Genomic DNA, 19,397 nt, shown 5'->3' with positions numbered 1-19,397 from the left:
TTTTTAAAAATCCTTCTTTTTTTAAAAAACTATTAAATATTTTTATTTTTTTTGTAAAGAAATATATAAAATAAAAGGGGTAAGAAATATTTTAAAAAATATCTTACCCCTTTTATTTTTTCCTGATTCAATAGTTTAGATTCTTTATTTTTTGATGGTTTCTTACCTTAACATAAACTTTTATTTTATTTTCTGCTCCACTATTTTCAAAACTTTTTCTTTCTGCCCTTTCTCTTGTAATAATATTTCTTTTATAGAAGAGGAAAGTTCTATTCTTACTTTCTCGTCGTTAATCATTTTCAAATTTATTTTTACGTTTAATAAGGCACTTTCCAGGGCAGCTTCTGCCATTAAGACTGCCACCCCTACATCACTTATCACATTTATATTGCCTTTTTCGGCAACTTCTTTAGAAAGACTTAATATATCCAGACATTTATAAGCAATCCTAAGAGGGACTTTTGCAGTTTTGATTAGTGATTCCTGCATCTTCTCAGCTCTTATATTTTTTTCATCTTCAGTTTCTTTGGGCATCTTATAAGTAGCCATAAAATCATTAAATACTTTAACGTCCTCTTCAATCAACTGGCTTAATTCATTACGTAATTTTTCCGAAGAACTTAAAACTTTTTTAAACTCTTCTTCTACCTTTTCATACTTCTTTTTGCCTATAGTTAAATTACTTACCATTGAAATTAAAGCGGCCCCCAGGGTACCGACCAACGCAGCTACACTTCCTCCTCCAGGAGTTGGAGAATTCGAAGCCAATTCATCCAAAAAGTTACTGATTTTTTTGTCAATTAACATCAATCTACCTCCTTGATTTCTAATGCTTAGTCTATTGAACATAATATATAGTAAAGAAAATTTAAAATAATACCTTAAATCTAGAGCTTAGAACATTATTAGTGTATAGCATTGAAGTTGCTTACAATAAATTCTATACTACTTTTTTTATCAATTCAGGGTTTTCGTTTTTTATATATTTTTTTAATTCTGGTAAATCTGCTGTATTAATTAATACTTTTCTTCCCTTCCATCCTCTCATAAAATAGACTAAAGATCTCTCCTTGCCCTTTCTGATCTCTACTGAATTCATTTCTTTAAAATTAAGTCTATCTTCTCTTCTCAATAAAAATAACGTCAGAGTAGTAATTAGTATTCCTTCATTATCAATAGTTATTTCAGTTTTATTTGACACAACTAATATAAAAAAGAAACCTAAAACTATCAAAATGTTTTGCTTGTTGATAATCCCACACACTATTGTAATCACTCCCACCAACAAAGAAGAATATTCTAACCATTTCTTAGTTTCTTTTGGATTATAGGTTTTAATCATTTTCCCCTCCAGTAGGTTAATATCTGATTTAGTGGTCGCAAATTATCTAATTACCGGTTGAGTAATTAATAAAAGAATAAGAAGAGGCTACCAACCCGCATCAACAGTAGTCCAAAAACTATTATAATCTTCATCGGGATAAGTTACTTTACTTAGACTATTTTAACTAATTTTTTTTCTTGCTCTTTAAGTAAGCTTCAATAAAGTAATTTATTTCACCATCCATAATTGCTTGCAAATTTCCACTTTCCGCTTCTGTTCGATGGTCTTTCACCATTTGATAAGGGTGAAATACATAAGAACGAATCTGACTCCCCCAGGCAATATCTTTCTTTTTACCTCTAATATCTTTTAAATCTTTTTCTTTTTCCTGTTGGAAATTTTCGAACAATCTTGCCCGTAAAATTTTCATTGCAGTCATTTTATTACTGTATTGAGATCTTTCATTCTGGCATTGTACTACAATATTAGTAGGCAAATGGGTTATTCTTACCGCAGAATCAGTGGTATTAACATGCTGGCCACCTGCTCCCGTGGCTCGGTAAGTATCTATTCTCAAATCTGATTCCTTGATCTCAATCTGTACTTCCTGGTCAATTTCAGGGATAACCTCCACCGAAGCAAAAGAGGTATGCCTTCTCTTATTCGCATCAAAAGGGGAAATTCTAACCAGACGATGTATTCCTTTTTCCGATTTTAAATATCCAAAAGCATGGTTTCCATCAGTAGTGAAAGTAACATTTTTTATTCCAGCTTCTTCCCCGGGAGATATTTCTATGATCTTGGTGATATATCCATTTTTCTCTGACCATCTCAGGTACATCCTCAATAACATTTCAGCCCAATCTTGAGATTCTGTACCACCAGCCCCTGGTCGAATAGTAACTATAGCATTATTAGAATCATATTTACCATCAAACAAAATAATTAATTCTTTTTTTTCAATATCTTTTTCTACCGCTCTTGCTTTTTGCTCTATCTCTTCCCAAATTTCTTTCCTGTTTTCTTTCAAATTAAGCTCTAAGAATATTGATAATTCTTCCAAATTATCCTTTAGCCCTTTAAATTCCCCTATAGTATCTTTTAATTCTTTAATCTTTTTTGTAATTTTTTGAGCTTTTTCCTGATCAACCCAGAAGGATTTTTGAGATATTTCTTTTTCTATTCTTTTTACTTCTTCCTCTTTCCCGAATAAGTCAAAGATAAGTCCCCATTTCATCAATTTTTTTACGAAGTTGCTCAATTTTATTTTGTATTTCCTCTATCATTTTTTTTGGTTTCCTTTCTGTTTTCTAATTATCTTTACTACCTTTCTTAATTTTAATTATATAATGCTGGTAACATTTTCTCACTTTCATCTAAGTATATTATATGTTTTTTCCACAGCAATGTTTATACTTTAATCCACTTCCACATGGACAAGGATCATTTCTCCCTATCTTCTTTTTCTTCTTACCTTCTTCTCCTTCTAATCCTTCTCTTTTAGCAAAAGCTGATTTCTTTATTTGACCATTTACTATGGGAGTAGGTATTTTTTTTCTCGTCGGTTGGATCCCTCGAGATTCATCTTTTTTTAGTTTCACTTTATAAATAAATTTTACTACTTCTTCTTTGATGCTATTGATCATTTCTTGAAACATATTATGGGCTTCAAAATGATATTCCATTAAAGGGTCTTTTTGTCCATAAGCTCTTAATCCTATACCCTGTTTTAATTCATCTAAACGCCGTAAATTATCTTTCCATTCCCGGTCTACTACCCGAAGTACAATCATTGTTTCGATCTGTCTCATTAAGGGAGCAGTAAATTCTTGTTCACGCAATTCATATATTTTAAAAGCTTTTCCTGTTAAAATGTTTTGTAATTTCGGTATAGATAGCTTAGGAGTGTCTTCCTTGCCAATAACCAGTGAAATAGAGAAAATTTGCATAAAATGATCTTTAAGCCCGGGCCAATCCCATTCTTCAGGGTAAATTTCTTTATTGGTATAATTTTTTAAGATATTCTCGATAGTATCTTTTACCATTTCTAAAACATGTTCTTTAATATCTTTGCTTTCCAATACCATTCTCCGTTGTTGGTAGATTACCTTTCTCTGGTATTCCATTTCATTATCAAAATCTAAAAGCTGTTTTCTTATCTCAAAATTTCTTCCCTCCACTTTTTTCTGTGCACTTTCTATTGATCTGGTAACTAAAGGATGCTCAATAGGAATATTCTCCTCCATACCTAACCTTTCCATAATCCCGGAAATGCGATCGGAACCAAAGAGCCGCATGAGATCATCTTCCAAAGAAAGAAAAAAGCGAGAAGAACCGGGATCACCCTGTCTTCCGGATCGACCTCTTAATTGATTATCAATCCGCCTACTTTCGTGTCTTTCCGTTCCGACCACATGCAAACCTCCCAATTTTGCTATTCCTTCTCCCAAGACTATATCGGTTCCTCGTCCAGCCATATTAGTAGAAATAGTTACATTTTTACCCTGACCTGCCTGAGCTATAATTTCTGCTTCTCGTTCGTGATTTTTCGCATTTAATACATTGTGTTCAACATTTTCTTTTTTTAATAATCTGCTTACTGTCTCTGATTTATCAATGGATACTGTTCCTACTAAAATAGGCCTCCCCATCTTATGCACTTCAACTATCTCTTTAATTACAGCTTTAAATTTTTCTCTTTCAGTTCTATAGATAATATCCGAATAATTGTTCCTGATTAATTTTTTATTAGGAGGAATAACTACTACAGGAAGATTATAGATATGAATAAATTCTTCTTCTTCTGTCTTAGCAGTGCCGGTCATTCCGCTAAGTTTCTGGTATAATCTAAAATAATTCTGGAAAGTGATAGTAGCTAAGGTCTGATTTTCTCGGGCAACTACCACCCCTTCTTTTGCCTCAATAGCTTGATGCAGGCCATCACTGTATCTTCTCCCAAACATCAATCTTCCAGTAAATTCATCAACAATGATCACTTCCCCATTTTTTACTATATAATCAACATCTTTTTTAAATAATTTATGTGCTTTTAAGGACTGGATGATATGATGCTGAATATTCATATTTTTCTCATCGTATAAATTATGTATTTGCAATAGTCCTTCGATACGATTAACCCCTTCTTCAGTAATGGTAATCGTCTTTTCCTTCTCATGTACTTTGTAATCTACCTCTTTTTGTAATCGAGTGGCAATCTTGTTTACTTGTTGATAGATTTTGGTTGACTCCTCAGAAGGGCCAGAAATAATCAACGGAGTCCTTGCTTCATCGATTAAAATACTATCCACTTCATCAACAATAGCAAAATTATAACCTTTTTGAACCACATCCTCCAAACGAATTGCCATATTATCTCTTAAATAATCAAAACCAAATTCATTATTAGTACCATAGGTTATATCAGCTTCATAAGCCTCTTTTCGTTCATCGATTCTCATATCATGCTGGATTAAACCTACTTTTAATCCTAAGAACTCGTAAATTCCACCCATCCAATATCTGTCTCTTTTAGCCAGGTAATCATTTACAGTAACGATATGCACATTTCTACCACTTAAAGTATTAAGATAAGCTGGCATGGTAGCCACCAAAGTTTTACCTTCTCCGGTAGCCATTTCGGCAATTTTACCCTGATGTAAAACAATCCCGCCAATAAGTTGGACATCGAAAGGTCTCATCTTGATAACTCGTTTCGCTGCTTCCCGAACGACTGCAAAAGTTTCTGGGAGAATATCATCCAAAGTTTCACCTTTGCTAAGTCTTTTGCTAAATTCAGTGGTTTTATTTTTTAACTCTTCATCCTTTAATTTTAAAATATTTGCTTCGTAACTATTAATTTTTTCTACTATAGGTTGCAGTTTTCTTAATTCCTTTTCATCTGTATCGCCAAATATCTTTTTAGCCCAATTAAACATAATTCTTTTTTCCTTTTTATTTTGCTATTTGAAATTTTTTTTGTAGTATAGATGATTATTTTAGATTGTTATTAGTAAGTTAGTCCAATCTAAATTCGTTAACTAAATAAAAAATAATATTTTCCCCTAATTTAACTCTTCTCTTTTGCTATCCGTCATCTCGATGAAAATTAATTTTCGAGATTCTGTTCTTTCTTCATCATAGCATCTTGAACCAAGCTGAACACTCCACAAAACATTAAAAAATCTCCGGCACTTACCACTGAGGGATCAGGAAAAGGAGGAGGCAAGGGAATAACATCCGCTAAAAATCCAAATAAGGTCTTATCAGTTATTAGGGTATGGGTAACATAGCTGCCTTCTTTTAACACCAGAGCAAAATCATTTAATCCTGCTTTATATAAACTACTCAATAATACCGGCATATGGCCGCCGTTTACTACAATAACTATAAAATTAAATACTATTCCCAGGAAGATAATGTTCATTCCTTTTAACTTTTTATTATTCCAAACTGCCATTAAAAGTACAATATAAGAGAAAATTATCATATAGGAACTGTAATCAAGAATAATTTTTAATTTTTTTGATCCTAAAAAGATCAATCCTGCTTGAATTGCGCAGGCTAATACTATTAATTCTATTTTTTTTAACGAAATCTGACTTAAACTGCTTAACTTACCATTACGAAGCAGTCCTATTATAATAGAAAGAATGATAATATAAATATATAACATTTACTCTTCTCTTTCTCTATTAATAATTGAAATAAGAGCCTTGACTATTTGGGGGTCAAATTGTTTTCCGGATTGATCCTCCAATTCTTTTAATATTTTTTCCTTGCTTAATTTTTTTCTGTAAGGACGGTCTGAGCCCATGGCATCATAGGCATCTGCTGCGGCAATAATTCGAGCCAAAATAGGTATGTCTTCACTTTTTATTCCATCAGGATAGCCTTTGCCATCAAACTTTTCGTGATGATGATAGATCGCTTTACAGGAATTTTTCAAAAAATCTACCGGCTCGATAATCTTAGCACCCATAATGGTATGCTCTTTTATTTTATCGAATTCTTCATCAGTTAGACCGCTACTCTTGCCTAAGATACTATCGGCTATACCAATCTTTCCTATATCGTGAAGTAGTGCAGTATATTCTATATTCTCAATGTCCCGATCAGATAAATTCAATTCTTGAGCCAAAGCAACCGATACTTCGGCTACCCTTTCCGAATGGCCTTTGGTATAAGGGTCTTTGGCATCAATGGCGGCTGCCAAAGCACGAATGGTATCCAGATACATTTTACGCATCTTGGTATATAATTCGAAAGAACGACGAGCCAACAGTAAAGGGAGAAAGAACAATAAAATGCCAAAAACTCCGACATCTACATAGACAATAGCCATTAAAAAACCCATAGGAGCTTCAGCCAAATAACTGGGTATCATCTCTTTTATGTTCACTCTCCAAATAGTAGCTATCTTAGAATTTTGAGCAAAAGATATCACTATGGTAACTAGGGTTGAGTTAATAAGACAATAAGTTAAGGCACATAAAGCTGCAGGAAAAGCAAATTTAAAGAAATTTTGAAAACCAATAATTCCGCCGGTATATTGATAAACAAGACCCGCCACCCCAGCTGATAGCGCATATTCAGCAGAATTAAATATAACTTTATACCATGATTTCTTCCCTTCTATTATTTCGGCTATAAAGGCACTCAAAGCGGTTATTAGCATGGCTAAAGCCGGGCCATAGACTAAAATCAGCACAAAATCAACAGGAAAACCGATACTGATACCACCACCAGTAGGCAATTCCACAGGAATGAATTCTGCAAAGGCAGATATGACAAGAAAAAAAATAAACACCAGCCATATATTAGACAATTCGGGTAAAGAAGGCATTAAATATATAAAAAGACTAACAGCTAATATCGCTATTACTCCAACATAAACTTTTAATTTTAAAGGCAAATGCCTTACCTCCTTTGAGCATAAATAAAATAGGCCGGTGAGCCTCCTCTATTATGCTATATTATCTCCAGTGAAATTTAGCGCCACCAGCTAACAATAAAGCCATGACACTAATTAATAAGCTGATTAGTCTACTCTTATTAATCTTCATTTTTAGCACCTCCACGGTTTCTATTTGTTTTTACAACATTCAAAACCGCTTCGCTTCGCTCAATGAAACTATTGCATCTTTTATTGTGTTATTAGTTCTAAATAAGAGCCTCACCGACCATTTTTTTATTTTTCTTTAGTTAAAATTCTTCGATTAGTGGCTTTAAGGATTGCTTTTACTATTGCTTTATTAAAATCATCCTTGATTACCGCTGAACCGACTAAATTTTCCTTTCTTTTTGAATCGATTAGATTAATAGACACTACTATTATCCCTTTACCGTCTAACTCAATCTTTTTTATTTCATCTGTTTGAAAGAAAATAGAGCCCTCCAAATAAGAGCTTATTCCTTCTAAGGTAGCTTTAGCCACCAAATATTCTCGATTTTCATCCCAATTTTTTCCCGATACTTTACCTTCATATATTTTTCCGTTATTTTCTAATTTTACATGCACTTCAAACTGATTACCGATCACTCCCACTTTTATATCAGAAAATTTAAGTCTTAAAGAAGATTCTGATTCTTCCTCTATGGTTTGTTCATCTCTTATTTCCTTATCCTTTACTTGTGCTATGCTAATTTTTCTATAATCTACTTGAATATTATATTTTGCTAATAAAAACGATTCAATATCCCGAGTAATTCTTTTGGGATTAGAAGAATCTTTGGTAATTATATGAATCTCTTTTATATCTCCATCCTCTGATAATACTATTTTTGCAAATAAAATATCACTCATATCTTTTAAAGATTTTTCTATTTCTCCTACTTCAAAATTAAAGCGTCGGGGAATTATAAAATTACGAAACGCATGTAACTTATTTTTCTCCATAAATTCCTCCTTAAAATTCCGGTTCGATCAGTCCGAAATTCCCGTCTTTTCTTTTATACAAGACGTTTACTTTATTTGTATTATCATTAGCAAAAACAAAAAAATTATGCCCTAATAAATCCATTTGCATTGCTGCTTCTTCTACGGACATTGGCTTGATAGCAAATTTTTTGGTCTTTACAATTTTAGCAATCCTTTCCGGTTCACTATCTTCAATATTAACTCCTTCATTAACCAATTCTTTTCTTTCTGCGCCGGGGTAAGGTTTTTGAAAATATTTTTCTTTATACTTCTGTATTTGTCTTTCCAACTTATCTACTACTTTATCTATGGAAGCATACATATCATCCGTTTCTTCTTCTGCTCTAATTAAAGCTCTGCTTGCCTGTAGAGTTGCTTCCACAATTTGTCTATTTTTCTCTACGCTTAAAGTTACTATTACTTCTAAGATATGATCAAAATGTCTTTCTATTTTATTTAGTCTTTTTTCTATATAATTTTTCATCGCATCAGTTAATTCTATATGTTTTCCCTTGAAAGTAATTTTCATATCTCTTTCCTCCTTAGTAATAGTTTGTTGTACCTTATTTATATATTCTCCAAAGGAATAAAAAATCCTTTTTTATTTTTAACTTTTTTTAAATTATTTTTATTATAGTTTATCCCATTCTCTTTAAAGCAATTTCTTTTCACTGATTATATAACTATGGTTTTTCCGCCTTCCCTTAGACTGACCTGGTCTTTGCCCCCACACCCGCCTGCTGAGAGTTTTGCTCAGGAAATTGTTCCTTTACTACTACTCTTCTCTTATTGTTCTAACCTGTTAGGGTTAAGGCAGGACTTACTCCAAAGCCGCACCATGCTCAGTAACCAAAGTTACCTTACGTGGGTCGTTTCGCCTGCGACTGGCTTCGACTTTCAACCACAGCTCTAAGGAGAGGCGGAATATGAGATTTATACAGTTCGAGCTAAAGTTAAAACAAATATATTATTAGCTCGAAATTTGATTAATTCTTTAGCACATTCTTCTACCGTAGCCCCGGTAGTAAATACATCATCCAAAATCAGAATATTTTTTCCTATAATTTCCTTTGGTTTTTCTACTGAAAAAGCTTTAAGTATATTTTTTTCTCTCTCTTTCTTGGACAAATTGACCTGAAATGGAGTAGCTTTGTTCTTTATTAACAAGTTTTTTCCAACCGGAACAGAAAAATAATCTCCTATAGTGATGCTTAGTAGTGCACTCTGATTGAATCCCCTTTTTTTTATATCATTCTTATGTAAAGGAACAGGAATAATTAAATCAAATTTATTTTTAAACTCATCATTATTTAATAAATACTCGACCATTAATTTTCCTAACGGTTTTGCTAATTTTTTCTCTCCGTAGTATTTAAAGAGGTGGATACATTTTTTTAACACCTTGCTATATACACCTACAGAACGAGAGAATTCAAAGGAATATTTTTTTCTTTTACAGTCAAGGCATAGAATTTCTCTGTTTTGTTCAAAAAAATCGTTAAGTATTAAAGGTTTTCCACATTTTATACAATATGGGTGTTCGATTAATTCAATAGCTTTAAAACAATCCTCACAAATTGAATATCCCTTAGATTCTTGAATAGGTTTTTCACATATTTTACAATCCAAGGGAAAAACAAGATTTAACAATCCTTCTTTTATATATTCTATCACATTTTTATTGTTCATTCTAATCCCAGTTCGTAGAATCCCTAATATAGTATTATTAGTATATGATATCGAGTTAAGAAAGAGAAAAAAAGGAATGCTCTTTTTTCTATCTAAGTACCCTACTAAAGTTTACCCTGAATTCAATAGCTATCCATTTTAAAAACTTTTATTTCTTGAGATTACTTCTCTCACGAGCTAATAGATACAAAATGCAAACGATGAATTAGGTCCCCATTTGCCAGGAAGAAAGATATTTTTCTTGTTCTTCGCTAAGTTTATCAATTTTTATTCCCATTGATTCTAATTTCAATCTGGCAATCTCTTTATCAATAAGCTCGGGAACACAATAAACTTTTTTCTCTAAATTTTCCCCTTCTTTTAGCAAATATTCGGCGGATAAAGCTTGATTAGCAAAACTCATATCCATTACACTTGCCGGATGTCCTTCTGCAGCAGATAAATTTAGCAGTCTTCCTTCCGCTAAAAGATTTATCTTTTTTCCGCTTTCTAAAGTATATTCCTCAATATACTCTCTAATCTTATTCTTGTATACGGATAATTTTTCTAATGCCCCTATATTAATCTCCACATTAAAATGTCCTGAATTAGCTAAAATTACTCCATCCTTCATTAAAGGAAATTCTTCTATAGATATTACATTTATATCTCCGGTTAGGGTTATAAAAATATCTCCGATCTTGGCTGCCTCTTTTATAGATTTTACCTGGTAGCCGTCCATTACTGCTTCTAATGCTTTCATGGGGTCGACTTCAGTAATTATCACCTGAGCGCCCATACCATTAGCTCTCATTGCTAAACCGCGAGCACACCAGCCATACCCACAAATAACAAATATTTTACCGGCGACTAAAATATTAGTAGCCCTTAGTAATCCATCAATGGTGCTCTGTCCGGTACCATATCTATTATCGAAGAGATATTTAGTCTGAGCATCATTTACCGCAATAATCGGATACTTTAGAGCTTTATCTTTTTCCATACTTCTTAATCGAATAACTCCGGTAGTGGTTTCTTCAGTACCGGCAATAATGTCTTTAATTAACTCTTTCTTTTGTGAATGAATAGTTGAAACCAAATCAGCCCCATCATCCATGGTGATATTAGGTTTACAGTTTAGCACTTGTTCAATATGCTGATAATAAGTATCCTTATTCTCTCCCTTAATAGCAAATACAGAAATTTCAAAATCCTTTACCAGGGAAGCTGCTACATCATCCTGAGTACTTAGAGGATTAGAAGCACATAAGGATACTTTTGCACCTCCTTCTTTTAAAGTTCTCGCCAGATTAGCTGTCTCGGTAGTCACGTGAAGACAAGCGGATATTTTAATTCCCTTGAGAGGTTTTTCCTTATTAAATCTCTTTCTAATAGTTGAAAGAACAGGCATTTGTTTTTCAGCCCATTCAATTTTATCCTTCCCTTTATCAGCCAAACTAATATCTTTTATTTCATAATTCATTTTTGCGCTCCTTTCTTATTGTACAATTATTTAGTGAATAGTATTTAGTAAATACAATAGCGTGATGAGTAATTTGTAATAAGTAGCAAGTTAACAGTTTCGAGCTCCGGGTTGCAAGTTTCTAATTTATAAAAACTAGGAATATGCATGTTACTATACACCCTTACAATTAAATTTCAACTAAAAATTATAAACCAAAAACTAAGAACTTCTATTTAATATTAAAGACTATCGACTATTCACTAAATCAATTAATAAATTTGTAAATTGGTCAATTAAATATATGGATTTGTTCTTTTCTCCTCACCTATTGTCGAATTGAGACCATGTCCGGGATAAATGATTTTATCGTCCCCTAAAATTAATAATTTTTCTTTGATTGACTTTATTAAGTCTTGATAAGAGCCACCAGGTAGGTCTGTTCGACCAATACTTCCGGCAAATAAAGTATCACCCGTAAAAATAACATTATTTAAAACAAGGGAAATTCCTCCCGGGGTATGACCCGGTGTGTGAATTACCATTAATTTTAATCTTCCTAAAAATATCTCATCTCCCTCTTCTAAAAATCTATCTGCAGGAGGCGAGTATATCTCTTTTCCCATAAAATAAGAAAAATTTTTATTGGTATTGGTTAACATTTCAGCATCTAACCTATGGATGAATAATAAAGCCTTGGTCTTATCTTTTAATAGGCTATTGCCCACAATATGATCGATGTGTCCGTGGGTATTGATAATATACTTCAAATCCAACCTATTTTTCTGTAAAAGATTTATAATTAAATCTATATCATCATCTTCTCCACCCGGATCAATGACTGCTGCTTCATTAGTCCTTTTACAACCAATTAAATAACAATTGGTTTTTAATTCTCCGACTACCAATCTTTTTAGAAACATTTCTACTACAATCCTTTCTTGAATATAATCTATTATAAACCATTCAAATTAATAAAACAGCTTTCATATTCTTGGAAAAAAATAGTTATCAAAAATCTTTTAAAACAGACTGCATTGCTTTACTTATTTTTTTCAGAATTTGCGGATAATTAGTAATAATGCCATCTACTCCATATAAAATAAAACGCATCATATCTATATCTCTATCTACCGTCCATACATACACCGTTTTATCCAATTGGTGCAAGTAAGAAACGAGTTGCTCTTTGCATAAAAAGGCACGTGGATTTAATCCTTCCAATCCAATAATATGCTTTTTAGGATTTATCCATTTAGCATATAATCCATTTGCTTTAAGTTCAGGATATTTCTCTTTTAATAAGATTAGCGTGTCTCTGTCGAAAGATGAAAAAAGAATATGGTTATATCCAAAATCATCTGTCTCTTTTACTATTCTATCTACAATACCTGGATAAACCTTCTCTCCTCCCTTAATTTCTATATTTACTGCCATTTTTCCTTTTAATATTTTAAGTACATCCTTAAGTAAAGGAATCTGTTCATTATGATATTTCCTTATTTTACCTTTTTCTAGGTCAAGCATGTCTCTCTTTTTAATTTTTAGTTGCTTAAAACAAACTTTCTTTCCATCATTTTTCGAGAAAAAAAGCTTTTTTACTTCATCGAACCTATTACCGTCCCAATGCAAATAGAAACTAATTTTTTTTCTAGTCAACTGCTCATAAATATTCAAGTAAAACGAATTATCGTTAATAGTTCTTAATTCTAAAAAATATTTCTTCTCTTCCGGCAATTTTTCTATAATTTTTTTTTGACTTTTAATAAATAATTTAGAAATATCGTATTTTTTTAATTCTTTAAAAGTAAGTTGACTGACCGAAATTTTTTGACCAGTTAGTCTTTTAAGGTCCATATCATGGATCACGACTAATTTTTCATCTTTAGTAAGGTGTACATCCAATTCCACTCCGTCTATTCCTAGTTCAACTGCTTTTTTAAATCCAGAAATGCTATTTTCCGGAGCAATACCTTTTGCTCCTCTATGTCCTATAATAAGTGGTAGTTTCATATTAATTTCTCCCCAAAAAAGATAATTTTTTTTCTAAGTTCACTTTTCATTATCTAAAAAAATAGTAACCGGGCCGTCATTAAAAATTTTTACCAGCATCATGGCTTGAAATTCTCCGGTTTCAATTTTAAGGCCGTAATTTTTTATATATTTTATAAAGTAATCATATAATTTTTTTGCTTTATCAGGGAGAGCGGCAGAAACAAAACTCGGGCGTCTTCCTTTTTTGCAATCCCCGTATAAAGTAAATTGAGATATGACCAAAATCTGACCTTTTATATCTCTCGCAGAAAGATTCATCTTCCCTTCTTTGTCTTCGAATATACGTAAGTTGACTACTTTTTCAGCCAAGTATTCTACATCTTCTTCTTTATCATTTTTACCCACTCCCAAAAGGACTACTAAGCCATTTTCTATTTTTCCTATTTCTTTTCCTTCAATTTCTACTGACCCTTTTTTTACTCTTTGTACTACTGCTCTCACTATATATTCCTCGGATAAAAGATTTTTCCTAACAATTGTTTAATTAGAACGCGGTTACTCTCTTTGCTGTTAATATGCTCTTTATTTTTTTTATTTTTTTTATTATATCTTGCAGTTGATCAAGATTATTGATAGAGACTGTTACATTTATATTGGCAATATTATCGTTATTAGTGATGGCATTTATAGCACTTACTGTAATTTTAAGACTAGAAAAAATTAACATAATATCAGATACTAAATTTGAACGATCATCCGCAATTATTTTTATCTTTACTGGATAAAATAAATCTTCTGTTTTTATCCATTCTACTTTTACTAAGCGATCTTTTTCGGTAGAAACAAAATCTATATTAGGACAATCTACCTTATGTATAGATACTCCTCTCCCTCTGGTAATATAACCAATTATCTCGTCACCTGGAACCGGGTTACAACATCGAGAAAACCTTATCATAACATCATTAATCCCTTGAACTCTAATGCCCTGATCAATTCTTTTTTTTACCTTTAACGGAGGAATGGTCGGGATTATTTTTTCTTGAGGAATTATTTTAGATAATACCTGATAAGGTGTCAATTTTCTGTATCCAATATTTTCAAACATTGATTCTAATTCATTAAAGCCTAATTCAATACTCACTTCTTTTAATTTTTTAGTCAGCTCGGAAGAGGGCTCGCATTTATATTTTTCCATTTCTTTTTCAAAAAGTTCCTTCCCCTTTTGAATATTCTCTTCACGCATTTCTTTTTTAAACCAAATTCTAATCCTATTTTTTGCCCCTGATGTCTTAGCTATCTTTAACCAATCTCTACTAGGACCTCGGCTTGATTTAGAAGTTAATATCTCTACAATATCTCCGCTCTTCAATTTACTGTCTAAAGGAACTATCTTCTTATTAACTTTAGCCCCCATACATCTATGACCTACATCTGTATGGATAAGATAAGCAAAATCTATGGGTGTGGATCCAGAAGGTAAAATCTTCACATCACCTTTGGGAGTAAAAGTAAACACTTCATCCTGGAAAAGACCTATTTTTAGGTTTTCCATAAATTCTTTGGGATCTTTTAAGTCTTTCTGCCACTCTAATATCTGCCTTAACCAGGAAAGCCTTTCTTCTAATTTTTTATCTTTTTTTAAATCAATCTTCTCTTTATATTTCCAATGAGCAGCTATTCCATATTCAGCAGTTTTATGCATCTCCCATGTACGAATTTGTATCTCTAAAGGTTCGCCTTTTGGAGTCACCACTGTCGTATGCAAAGACTGATACATGTTTGATTTAGGCATTGCGATATAGTCTTTAAATCTACCGGGCATGGGTTTCCAAATTGAATGCAATAACCCCAAAACTGCATAACAATCCCTTATAGAATGGCAAATTATTCTAATGGCAATTAAATCATATATCTGGAAAAAATCTTTTTTCCCTTTTTCCATCTTTTTATAGATACTATAAATATTTTTAGGACGACCTTGAATTTCCGCTTCTATACTTACTTTATGAATTTCCTTTTTTATAATTTCTTTAATTGATTCTACATAACTTTCTCTTTCCAGACGATTTTTTGCAATTCGATTAACTACCTCTTTATATTTTGTTGGCTCCAAATAACGCAAAGAAAGGTCTTCCATCTCCCACTGGATCCTGGAAATACCTAATCTATTGGCAATGGGAACATAAATTTCCAGCGTTTCTTGGGCTGTCTTTAATCTTTTATGGGATGGTATGTACTGTAGAGTTCTCATATTATTCAGACGGTCTGCTAATTTTATCAAAATAACTCTTACATCTTCTGCCATTGCTAAAAACATTTTACGAAAATTTTCCGCCTGTTGTTCTTCTCGTGTTTTAAAAGAAATTTTGCTTAATTTAGTTACGCCATTAACTAACATTGAAATTTCTTCACCAAACTCTTCTTTAATGGTTGATAATGGAGTATCAGTATCTTCAATTATATCATGCAAAATTCCCGCAGCTATGGTAATCATATCAAGTTCTAAATCAGCCAATATTTTAGCTACCTCTAAAAGATGTGAAGTGTAAGGTTCTCCAGAATAGCGCTTTTGTTCTAAGTGGGCTTTTAGGGCATATTTATAAGCTTTTTTTATTAAGCTTATATTAGCTTGAGGAGCATATTGGGGTATTCTTTTCAAGATATATCTTATTAAAGTGAATTGAGAAATAATTTACACCTTCTTTACTAGTCGATAGAGAATAGTTGTTAGTCAAAATACAAGAAATAAGATGTAAGAAACAAGTATGTTTAATTAACCAATTTTCCAATTGACTTATTTACTGGTTGAAAGTGAGTAGTTTCACACGAATAATTTTTGGATTCTGGCTTCTGGAAGCTTCCTTCTATTTTTTTAACTAACTGAATAGATTAACAATAACCAACTAACCAGATAAGCTACTTACTTTCCACTAGAACATGAGATCTGATATCACAAAATTAATCATACTGTACCAGAGAAAAAATATCATATCCTTCCAATTTTTCTCGGGGATTTAAAAATGCAAGTTCAACTATAAAAGAAGCACCAATAACCTTTCCTCCTAATTTTTTAATTAGTTTAAATACTGCAGCTGTGGTGCCACCTGTGGCAAGAAGGTCATCAACAATCATGATCTTATCTCCGCTGTCTATAGCATCTTTATGTATTTCCAAGATATTCTCGCCATATTCCAACTCGTAAGATATCTTCTCTACTTCACTAGGTAATTTTTCGGGTTTTCTAACAGGTAAAAATCCAACCCCTAATTTATAAGCTACAGGGGCACCTATAATAAAACCACGAGCTTCTATTCCTGCAATATAATCAATTTGGTATTTACTGCAATGCTTAGTTATTTCATCAATACTACACTTGAATGCTTCTTTATCTTTTAATAGGGTGGTAATATCTTTAAATTGTATGCCTTTTACTGGAAAATCCGGAATATTTCTAATTTTTTCTTTTAAATCTATCACTTTTATTTACCTCCTAAAAAATAGTTTTTATATCTTTTATATTTAATTGAAGATTTTCCGTTCCATTCCATTTATTCAGTTCGATATTAAAAGCCAAATCTACTACTTTATGTTCGGAAAATATTTGGTTTCCTATTCTACTTAATTTGAAACCTATCCCGTCTAATGTTCTGTTTTCTTCCTTAACACTTATTTTTAAATGCTCTCTTTTTCCACCAACCAATTTCCAATTAGATATAATATTTTTATAGCTACAAAAGACTGGTTGAGGATTTCCAATCCCAAAGGGTTCTAGAATATTAATATCCTTCACTAATCCAAAATTAATATTACTTAATAAAATTTGTGCATCTATTTTTAATTCAGGCTTTAGATCATCTTCCTTAATGAAATCTTGAGATATTTCGTTAAGTCTTGATTTAAACTCAGGAATTTTGTTAGATTCTAGAGTAATCCCTGCTGCTAGCTCATGCCCACCAAAATTGATTAAAATATCCTGGCATGATTCTAAAAGATTATATAAATGAAACCCTTTGATACTCCTTCCCGAGCCTTTTGCTATACCATCTTTTTTAGAAATAATTATTGTAGGACGATTAAATTCATCCACTAATCTGGAGGCAATTATACCGATTACCCCTTGATTCCAATTTTCTGATGCAAGAATTAATATTTTATTGCCTTCTTCTTTTACCTGAATAGAAGCAAATTCCCTTGCTTCTTTTAAAATATTATCTCCTATTTCCTGTCTATGTTTGTTTATTTCACTTAATTTTCGGGATAGAAATGTAGCCTTATACTCAGAATTAGTTAATAATAATTCTAAAGCAAATTTAGAATCATCTAACCTTCCTGCTGCGTTGATACGAGGAGCAAGAGCAAAATTAACTTCTTTAGTGCTTATATCACCATAATTTACTCCACTTTCTATTATTAATGCCTTTAAACCTTCTTTTTTAGTTTGATTGAGTGCTTTTAACCCGTGTTTAATTAATATGCGATTTTCATCAATAAAAGGAACGGAATCAGCAATCGATCCTAATGCCACATAATCAAGTAAACTCCATAAATTATCCTGACTTTTCCCCAATTTCTCATACAGAGCCTGAGCCACTTTAAAACTTACACCTACTCCTGCTAGTTCCTTAAAAGGGTAATTAGCATCACATTTAGGATTTATTATTGCTATTGCAGGAGGAAGGTCTTTTTGGGGTTGGTGATGATCAGTAACTATAACATTTATACCATATTTATTTGCTTTCTCTATTTCAGAAATAGAACTAATTCCACAATCAACTGTAATAATTAGTTTAATATTATTTTTAAAGGCTATATCTATGGCTTCTTCGTTTAGGCCATATCCCTCTTGAAAGCGATTAGGTATATAGTAGTATAAATTAGTGGTAAAGTTCTTTAATATGGAAAATAACATGGCAACACTAGTGATTCCGTCGACATCGTAATCCCCATAGATCAATATTCTTTCGTGATTATTTATTGTTTTTAATATTTTGTTAACGGCTTTATCCATATCTTGAAAGATGTAGGGATCTGTTAAATCTTTAAGATCTGTCTTTAGGAATCTCCTAGCACTTAAAACTTCCTTCGTTCCTCTATTTATTAGTAATTGAGCTAAAATTGGAGAAATATTTAACTCTTTGGATAATTCTGATTGTAATTTTTTATCTTCTTTTAATATACACCACTTTATTTTATTTGTGCCCCTTTCTCATATTCCTATATCGCATTTTGTATGTTCCGTCCTCACTCTAACCTCAGCCTTAAAGATGAGAAGAAATAGATATATATCGAATTTAGTTCTCAGATTTTATTTTTCCGCGAGATACAAAATCCAAGAAACGAGATAAATATTAGCCCCTTTGATTCTGATTGCTTAACTTCCATTTACTTCAAGATATACTACAATATACTTTGTAGGAAATTAATTTTACATTTACTAATGTCTGAATATTCGGAAAATGATAGTAAAAATAATACTTATTGCCACACATATACCTAAAGGGAAGTAAAAGACAAAATTTTTTCTTTGAACTATTATATCTCCAGGGAATCTAAAAGGAAAAGATAACTTACCTACTAACAAAAAAATAGTTCCTAATATTATCAGCACTACTCCAAAAAATAGTAATGTTCTGCCTAATATATTAAATTCTGACATTTTTTATTTTACCATTTAATAGATAATTACTTTTTACCCTTTTTCACAGAAATTATAGTATTTCTTTGGTGTTTCTGAAATATTTTATTCCATTCCAATAATAATGGGCTGGCAATAAAAATTGAAGAATAAGTCCCGGCAACCATTCCTATAAATAATGCTAAAGCGAAATCAGAAAGGATATTTCCTCCGAAAAAATATAAGGTTAAAATTGGAATAATAGTAGTTAAAGCTGTGTTTATCGTTCTGGACAGAGACTGATTAATGCTCATATTGACTAAATTTTCAAAGGGCTCTCTGGTTTTAAACTTTATATTTTCCCTAAGTCTATCTAAAATTACAATTGTATTATTTATTGAATACCCGATAATAG

At 31.9% G+C, this 19,397-nt stretch carries 18 protein-coding genes; all 18 read right to left on the bottom strand.

The genetic code is table 11. The features are described 5' to 3' along the window. Positions 1 to 180: 180 nt before the first annotated feature. The gene (locus ENO17_00530; protein HER23542.1) at positions 181 to 807 is read right to left on the bottom strand and encodes a methenyltetrahydrofolate cyclohydrolase; all 627 of its coding nucleotides are present in this window, start codon (positions 805 to 807) and stop codon (positions 181 to 183) included. A 133-nt stretch (positions 808 to 940) separates the two neighbouring features. Next, positions 941 to 1,342: a hypothetical protein gene (locus ENO17_00525; protein ID HER23541.1), complete on the bottom strand. Its 402-nt coding sequence runs from the start codon at positions 1,340 to 1,342 to the stop codon at positions 941 to 943. Between the two features lie 166 nt (positions 1,343 to 1,508). Then, positions 1,509 to 2,561 carry a peptide chain release factor 2 gene (locus ENO17_00520; GenBank protein HER23540.1) on the bottom strand — a complete coding sequence of 351 codons (1,053 nt, stop codon included), beginning with the start codon at positions 2,559 to 2,561 and terminating at the stop codon, positions 1,509 to 1,511. A gap of 148 nt (positions 2,562 to 2,709) precedes the next feature. Further along, positions 2,710 to 5,259, bottom strand: a complete 2,550-nt coding sequence (gene secA / locus ENO17_00515; protein HER23539.1) for a preprotein translocase subunit SecA — start codon at positions 5,257 to 5,259, stop codon at positions 2,710 to 2,712. Positions 5,260 to 5,429: 170 nt separating this feature from the next. Then, positions 5,430 to 5,996 carry a hypothetical protein gene (locus ENO17_00510; GenBank protein ID HER23538.1) on the bottom strand — a complete coding sequence of 189 codons (567 nt, stop codon included), beginning with the start codon at positions 5,994 to 5,996 and terminating at the stop codon, positions 5,430 to 5,432. Next, positions 5,997 to 7,235: an HD-GYP domain-containing protein gene (locus ENO17_00505; protein HER23537.1), complete on the bottom strand. Its 1,239-nt coding sequence runs from the start codon at positions 7,233 to 7,235 to the stop codon at positions 5,997 to 5,999. Between the two features lie 276 nt (positions 7,236 to 7,511). Then, complete coding sequence (locus tag ENO17_00500; GenBank protein HER23536.1) at positions 7,512 to 8,219, bottom strand: hypothetical protein; 708 nt, start codon at positions 8,217 to 8,219, stop codon at positions 7,512 to 7,514. A gap of 10 nt (positions 8,220 to 8,229) precedes the next feature. Then, a complete protein-coding gene (raiA, locus tag ENO17_00495) occupies positions 8,230 to 8,769 on the bottom strand; it encodes a ribosome-associated translation inhibitor RaiA (GenBank protein ID HER23535.1) in 540 nt (179 codons plus the stop codon). A gap of 404 nt (positions 8,770 to 9,173) precedes the next feature. Further along, entirely contained in the window at positions 9,174 to 9,929 is a 756-nt protein-coding gene (locus ENO17_00490; GenBank protein HER23534.1) for a ComF family protein, read from the bottom strand. Between the two features lie 205 nt (positions 9,930 to 10,134). After that, positions 10,135 to 11,391 carry an adenosylhomocysteinase gene (locus ENO17_00485; protein ID HER23533.1) on the bottom strand — a complete coding sequence of 419 codons (1,257 nt, stop codon included), beginning with the start codon at positions 11,389 to 11,391 and terminating at the stop codon, positions 10,135 to 10,137. A gap of 275 nt (positions 11,392 to 11,666) precedes the next feature. Beyond that, a complete protein-coding gene (locus tag ENO17_00480; GenBank protein HER23532.1) occupies positions 11,667 to 12,293 on the bottom strand; it encodes an MBL fold metallo-hydrolase in 627 nt (208 codons plus the stop codon). A gap of 88 nt (positions 12,294 to 12,381) precedes the next feature. After that, on the bottom strand, positions 12,382 to 13,383 hold the full coding sequence (locus tag ENO17_00475; GenBank protein HER23531.1) for a hypothetical protein: 1,002 nt from the start codon (positions 13,381 to 13,383) through the stop codon (positions 12,382 to 12,384). A 39-nt stretch (positions 13,384 to 13,422) separates the two neighbouring features. After that, complete coding sequence (locus ENO17_00470; protein HER23530.1) at positions 13,423 to 13,866, bottom strand: D-tyrosyl-tRNA(Tyr) deacylase; 444 nt, start codon at positions 13,864 to 13,866, stop codon at positions 13,423 to 13,425. Positions 13,867 to 13,909: 43 nt separating this feature from the next. Continuing rightward, entirely contained in the window at positions 13,910 to 16,057 is a 2,148-nt protein-coding gene (locus ENO17_00465) for a bifunctional (p)ppGpp synthetase/guanosine-3',5'-bis(diphosphate) 3'-pyrophosphohydrolase (protein HER23529.1), read from the bottom strand. 269 nt (positions 16,058 to 16,326) lie between these two features. Continuing rightward, entirely contained in the window at positions 16,327 to 16,845 is a 519-nt protein-coding gene (locus ENO17_00460) for an adenine phosphoribosyltransferase (GenBank protein HER23528.1), read from the bottom strand. A gap of 13 nt (positions 16,846 to 16,858) precedes the next feature. Beyond that, the gene (gene recJ, locus ENO17_00455; protein ID HER23527.1) at positions 16,859 to 18,556 is read right to left on the bottom strand and encodes a single-stranded-DNA-specific exonuclease RecJ; all 1,698 of its coding nucleotides are present in this window, start codon (positions 18,554 to 18,556) and stop codon (positions 16,859 to 16,861) included. Positions 18,557 to 18,802: 246 nt separating this feature from the next. Beyond that, entirely contained in the window at positions 18,803 to 19,024 is a 222-nt protein-coding gene (locus tag ENO17_00450) for a DUF2905 domain-containing protein (protein ID HER23526.1), read from the bottom strand. A gap of 26 nt (positions 19,025 to 19,050) precedes the next feature. After that, the coding region (locus tag ENO17_00445; protein ID HER23525.1) for a protein translocase subunit SecF at positions 19,051 to 19,397 on the bottom strand (347 nt) is incomplete at its 5' end.

It is taken from the genome of Candidatus Atribacteria bacterium (assembly GCA_011056645.1).
Taxonomy (GTDB): Bacteria; Atribacterota; Phoenicimicrobiia; order Phoenicimicrobiales; family Phoenicimicrobiaceae; genus Sediminicultor; species Sediminicultor quartus.
This window is presented reverse-complemented; position numbering and strand designations above follow the sequence as displayed.

Bases quoted from the DNA above. Each gene is read 5' to 3' on its own strand.
- ENO17_00530 (HER23542.1), bottom strand. From the start codon at position 807: ATGTTAATTGACAAAAAAATCAGTAACTTTTTGGATGAATTGGCTTCG.
- ENO17_00525 (HER23541.1), bottom strand. From the start codon at position 1,342: ATGATTAAAACCTATAATCCAAAAGAAACTAAGAAATGGTTAGAATAT.
- ENO17_00520 (HER23540.1), bottom strand. From the start codon at position 2,561: ATGAAATGGGGACTTATCTTTGACTTATTCGGGAAAGAGGAAGAAGTA.
- secA (HER23539.1), bottom strand. From the start codon at position 5,259: ATGTTTAATTGGGCTAAAAAGATATTTGGCGATACAGATGAAAAGGAA.
- ENO17_00510 (HER23538.1), bottom strand. From the start codon at position 5,996: ATGTTATATATTTATATTATCATTCTTTCTATTATAATAGGACTGCTT.
- ENO17_00500 (HER23536.1), bottom strand. From the start codon at position 8,219: ATGGAGAAAAATAAGTTACATGCGTTTCGTAATTTTATAATTCCCCGA.
- raiA (HER23535.1), bottom strand. From the start codon at position 8,769: ATGAAAATTACTTTCAAGGGAAAACATATAGAATTAACTGATGCGATG.
- ENO17_00490 (HER23534.1), bottom strand. From the start codon at position 9,929: ATGAACAATAAAAATGTGATAGAATATATAAAAGAAGGATTGTTAAAT.
- ENO17_00485 (HER23533.1), bottom strand. From the start codon at position 11,391: ATGAATTATGAAATAAAAGATATTAGTTTGGCTGATAAAGGGAAGGAT.
- ENO17_00480 (HER23532.1), bottom strand. From the start codon at position 12,293: ATGTTTCTAAAAAGATTGGTAGTCGGAGAATTAAAAACCAATTGTTAT.
- ENO17_00475 (HER23531.1), bottom strand. From the start codon at position 13,383: ATGAAACTACCACTTATTATAGGACATAGAGGAGCAAAAGGTATTGCT.
- ENO17_00450 (HER23526.1), bottom strand. From the start codon at position 19,024: ATGTCAGAATTTAATATATTAGGCAGAACATTACTATTTTTTGGAGTA.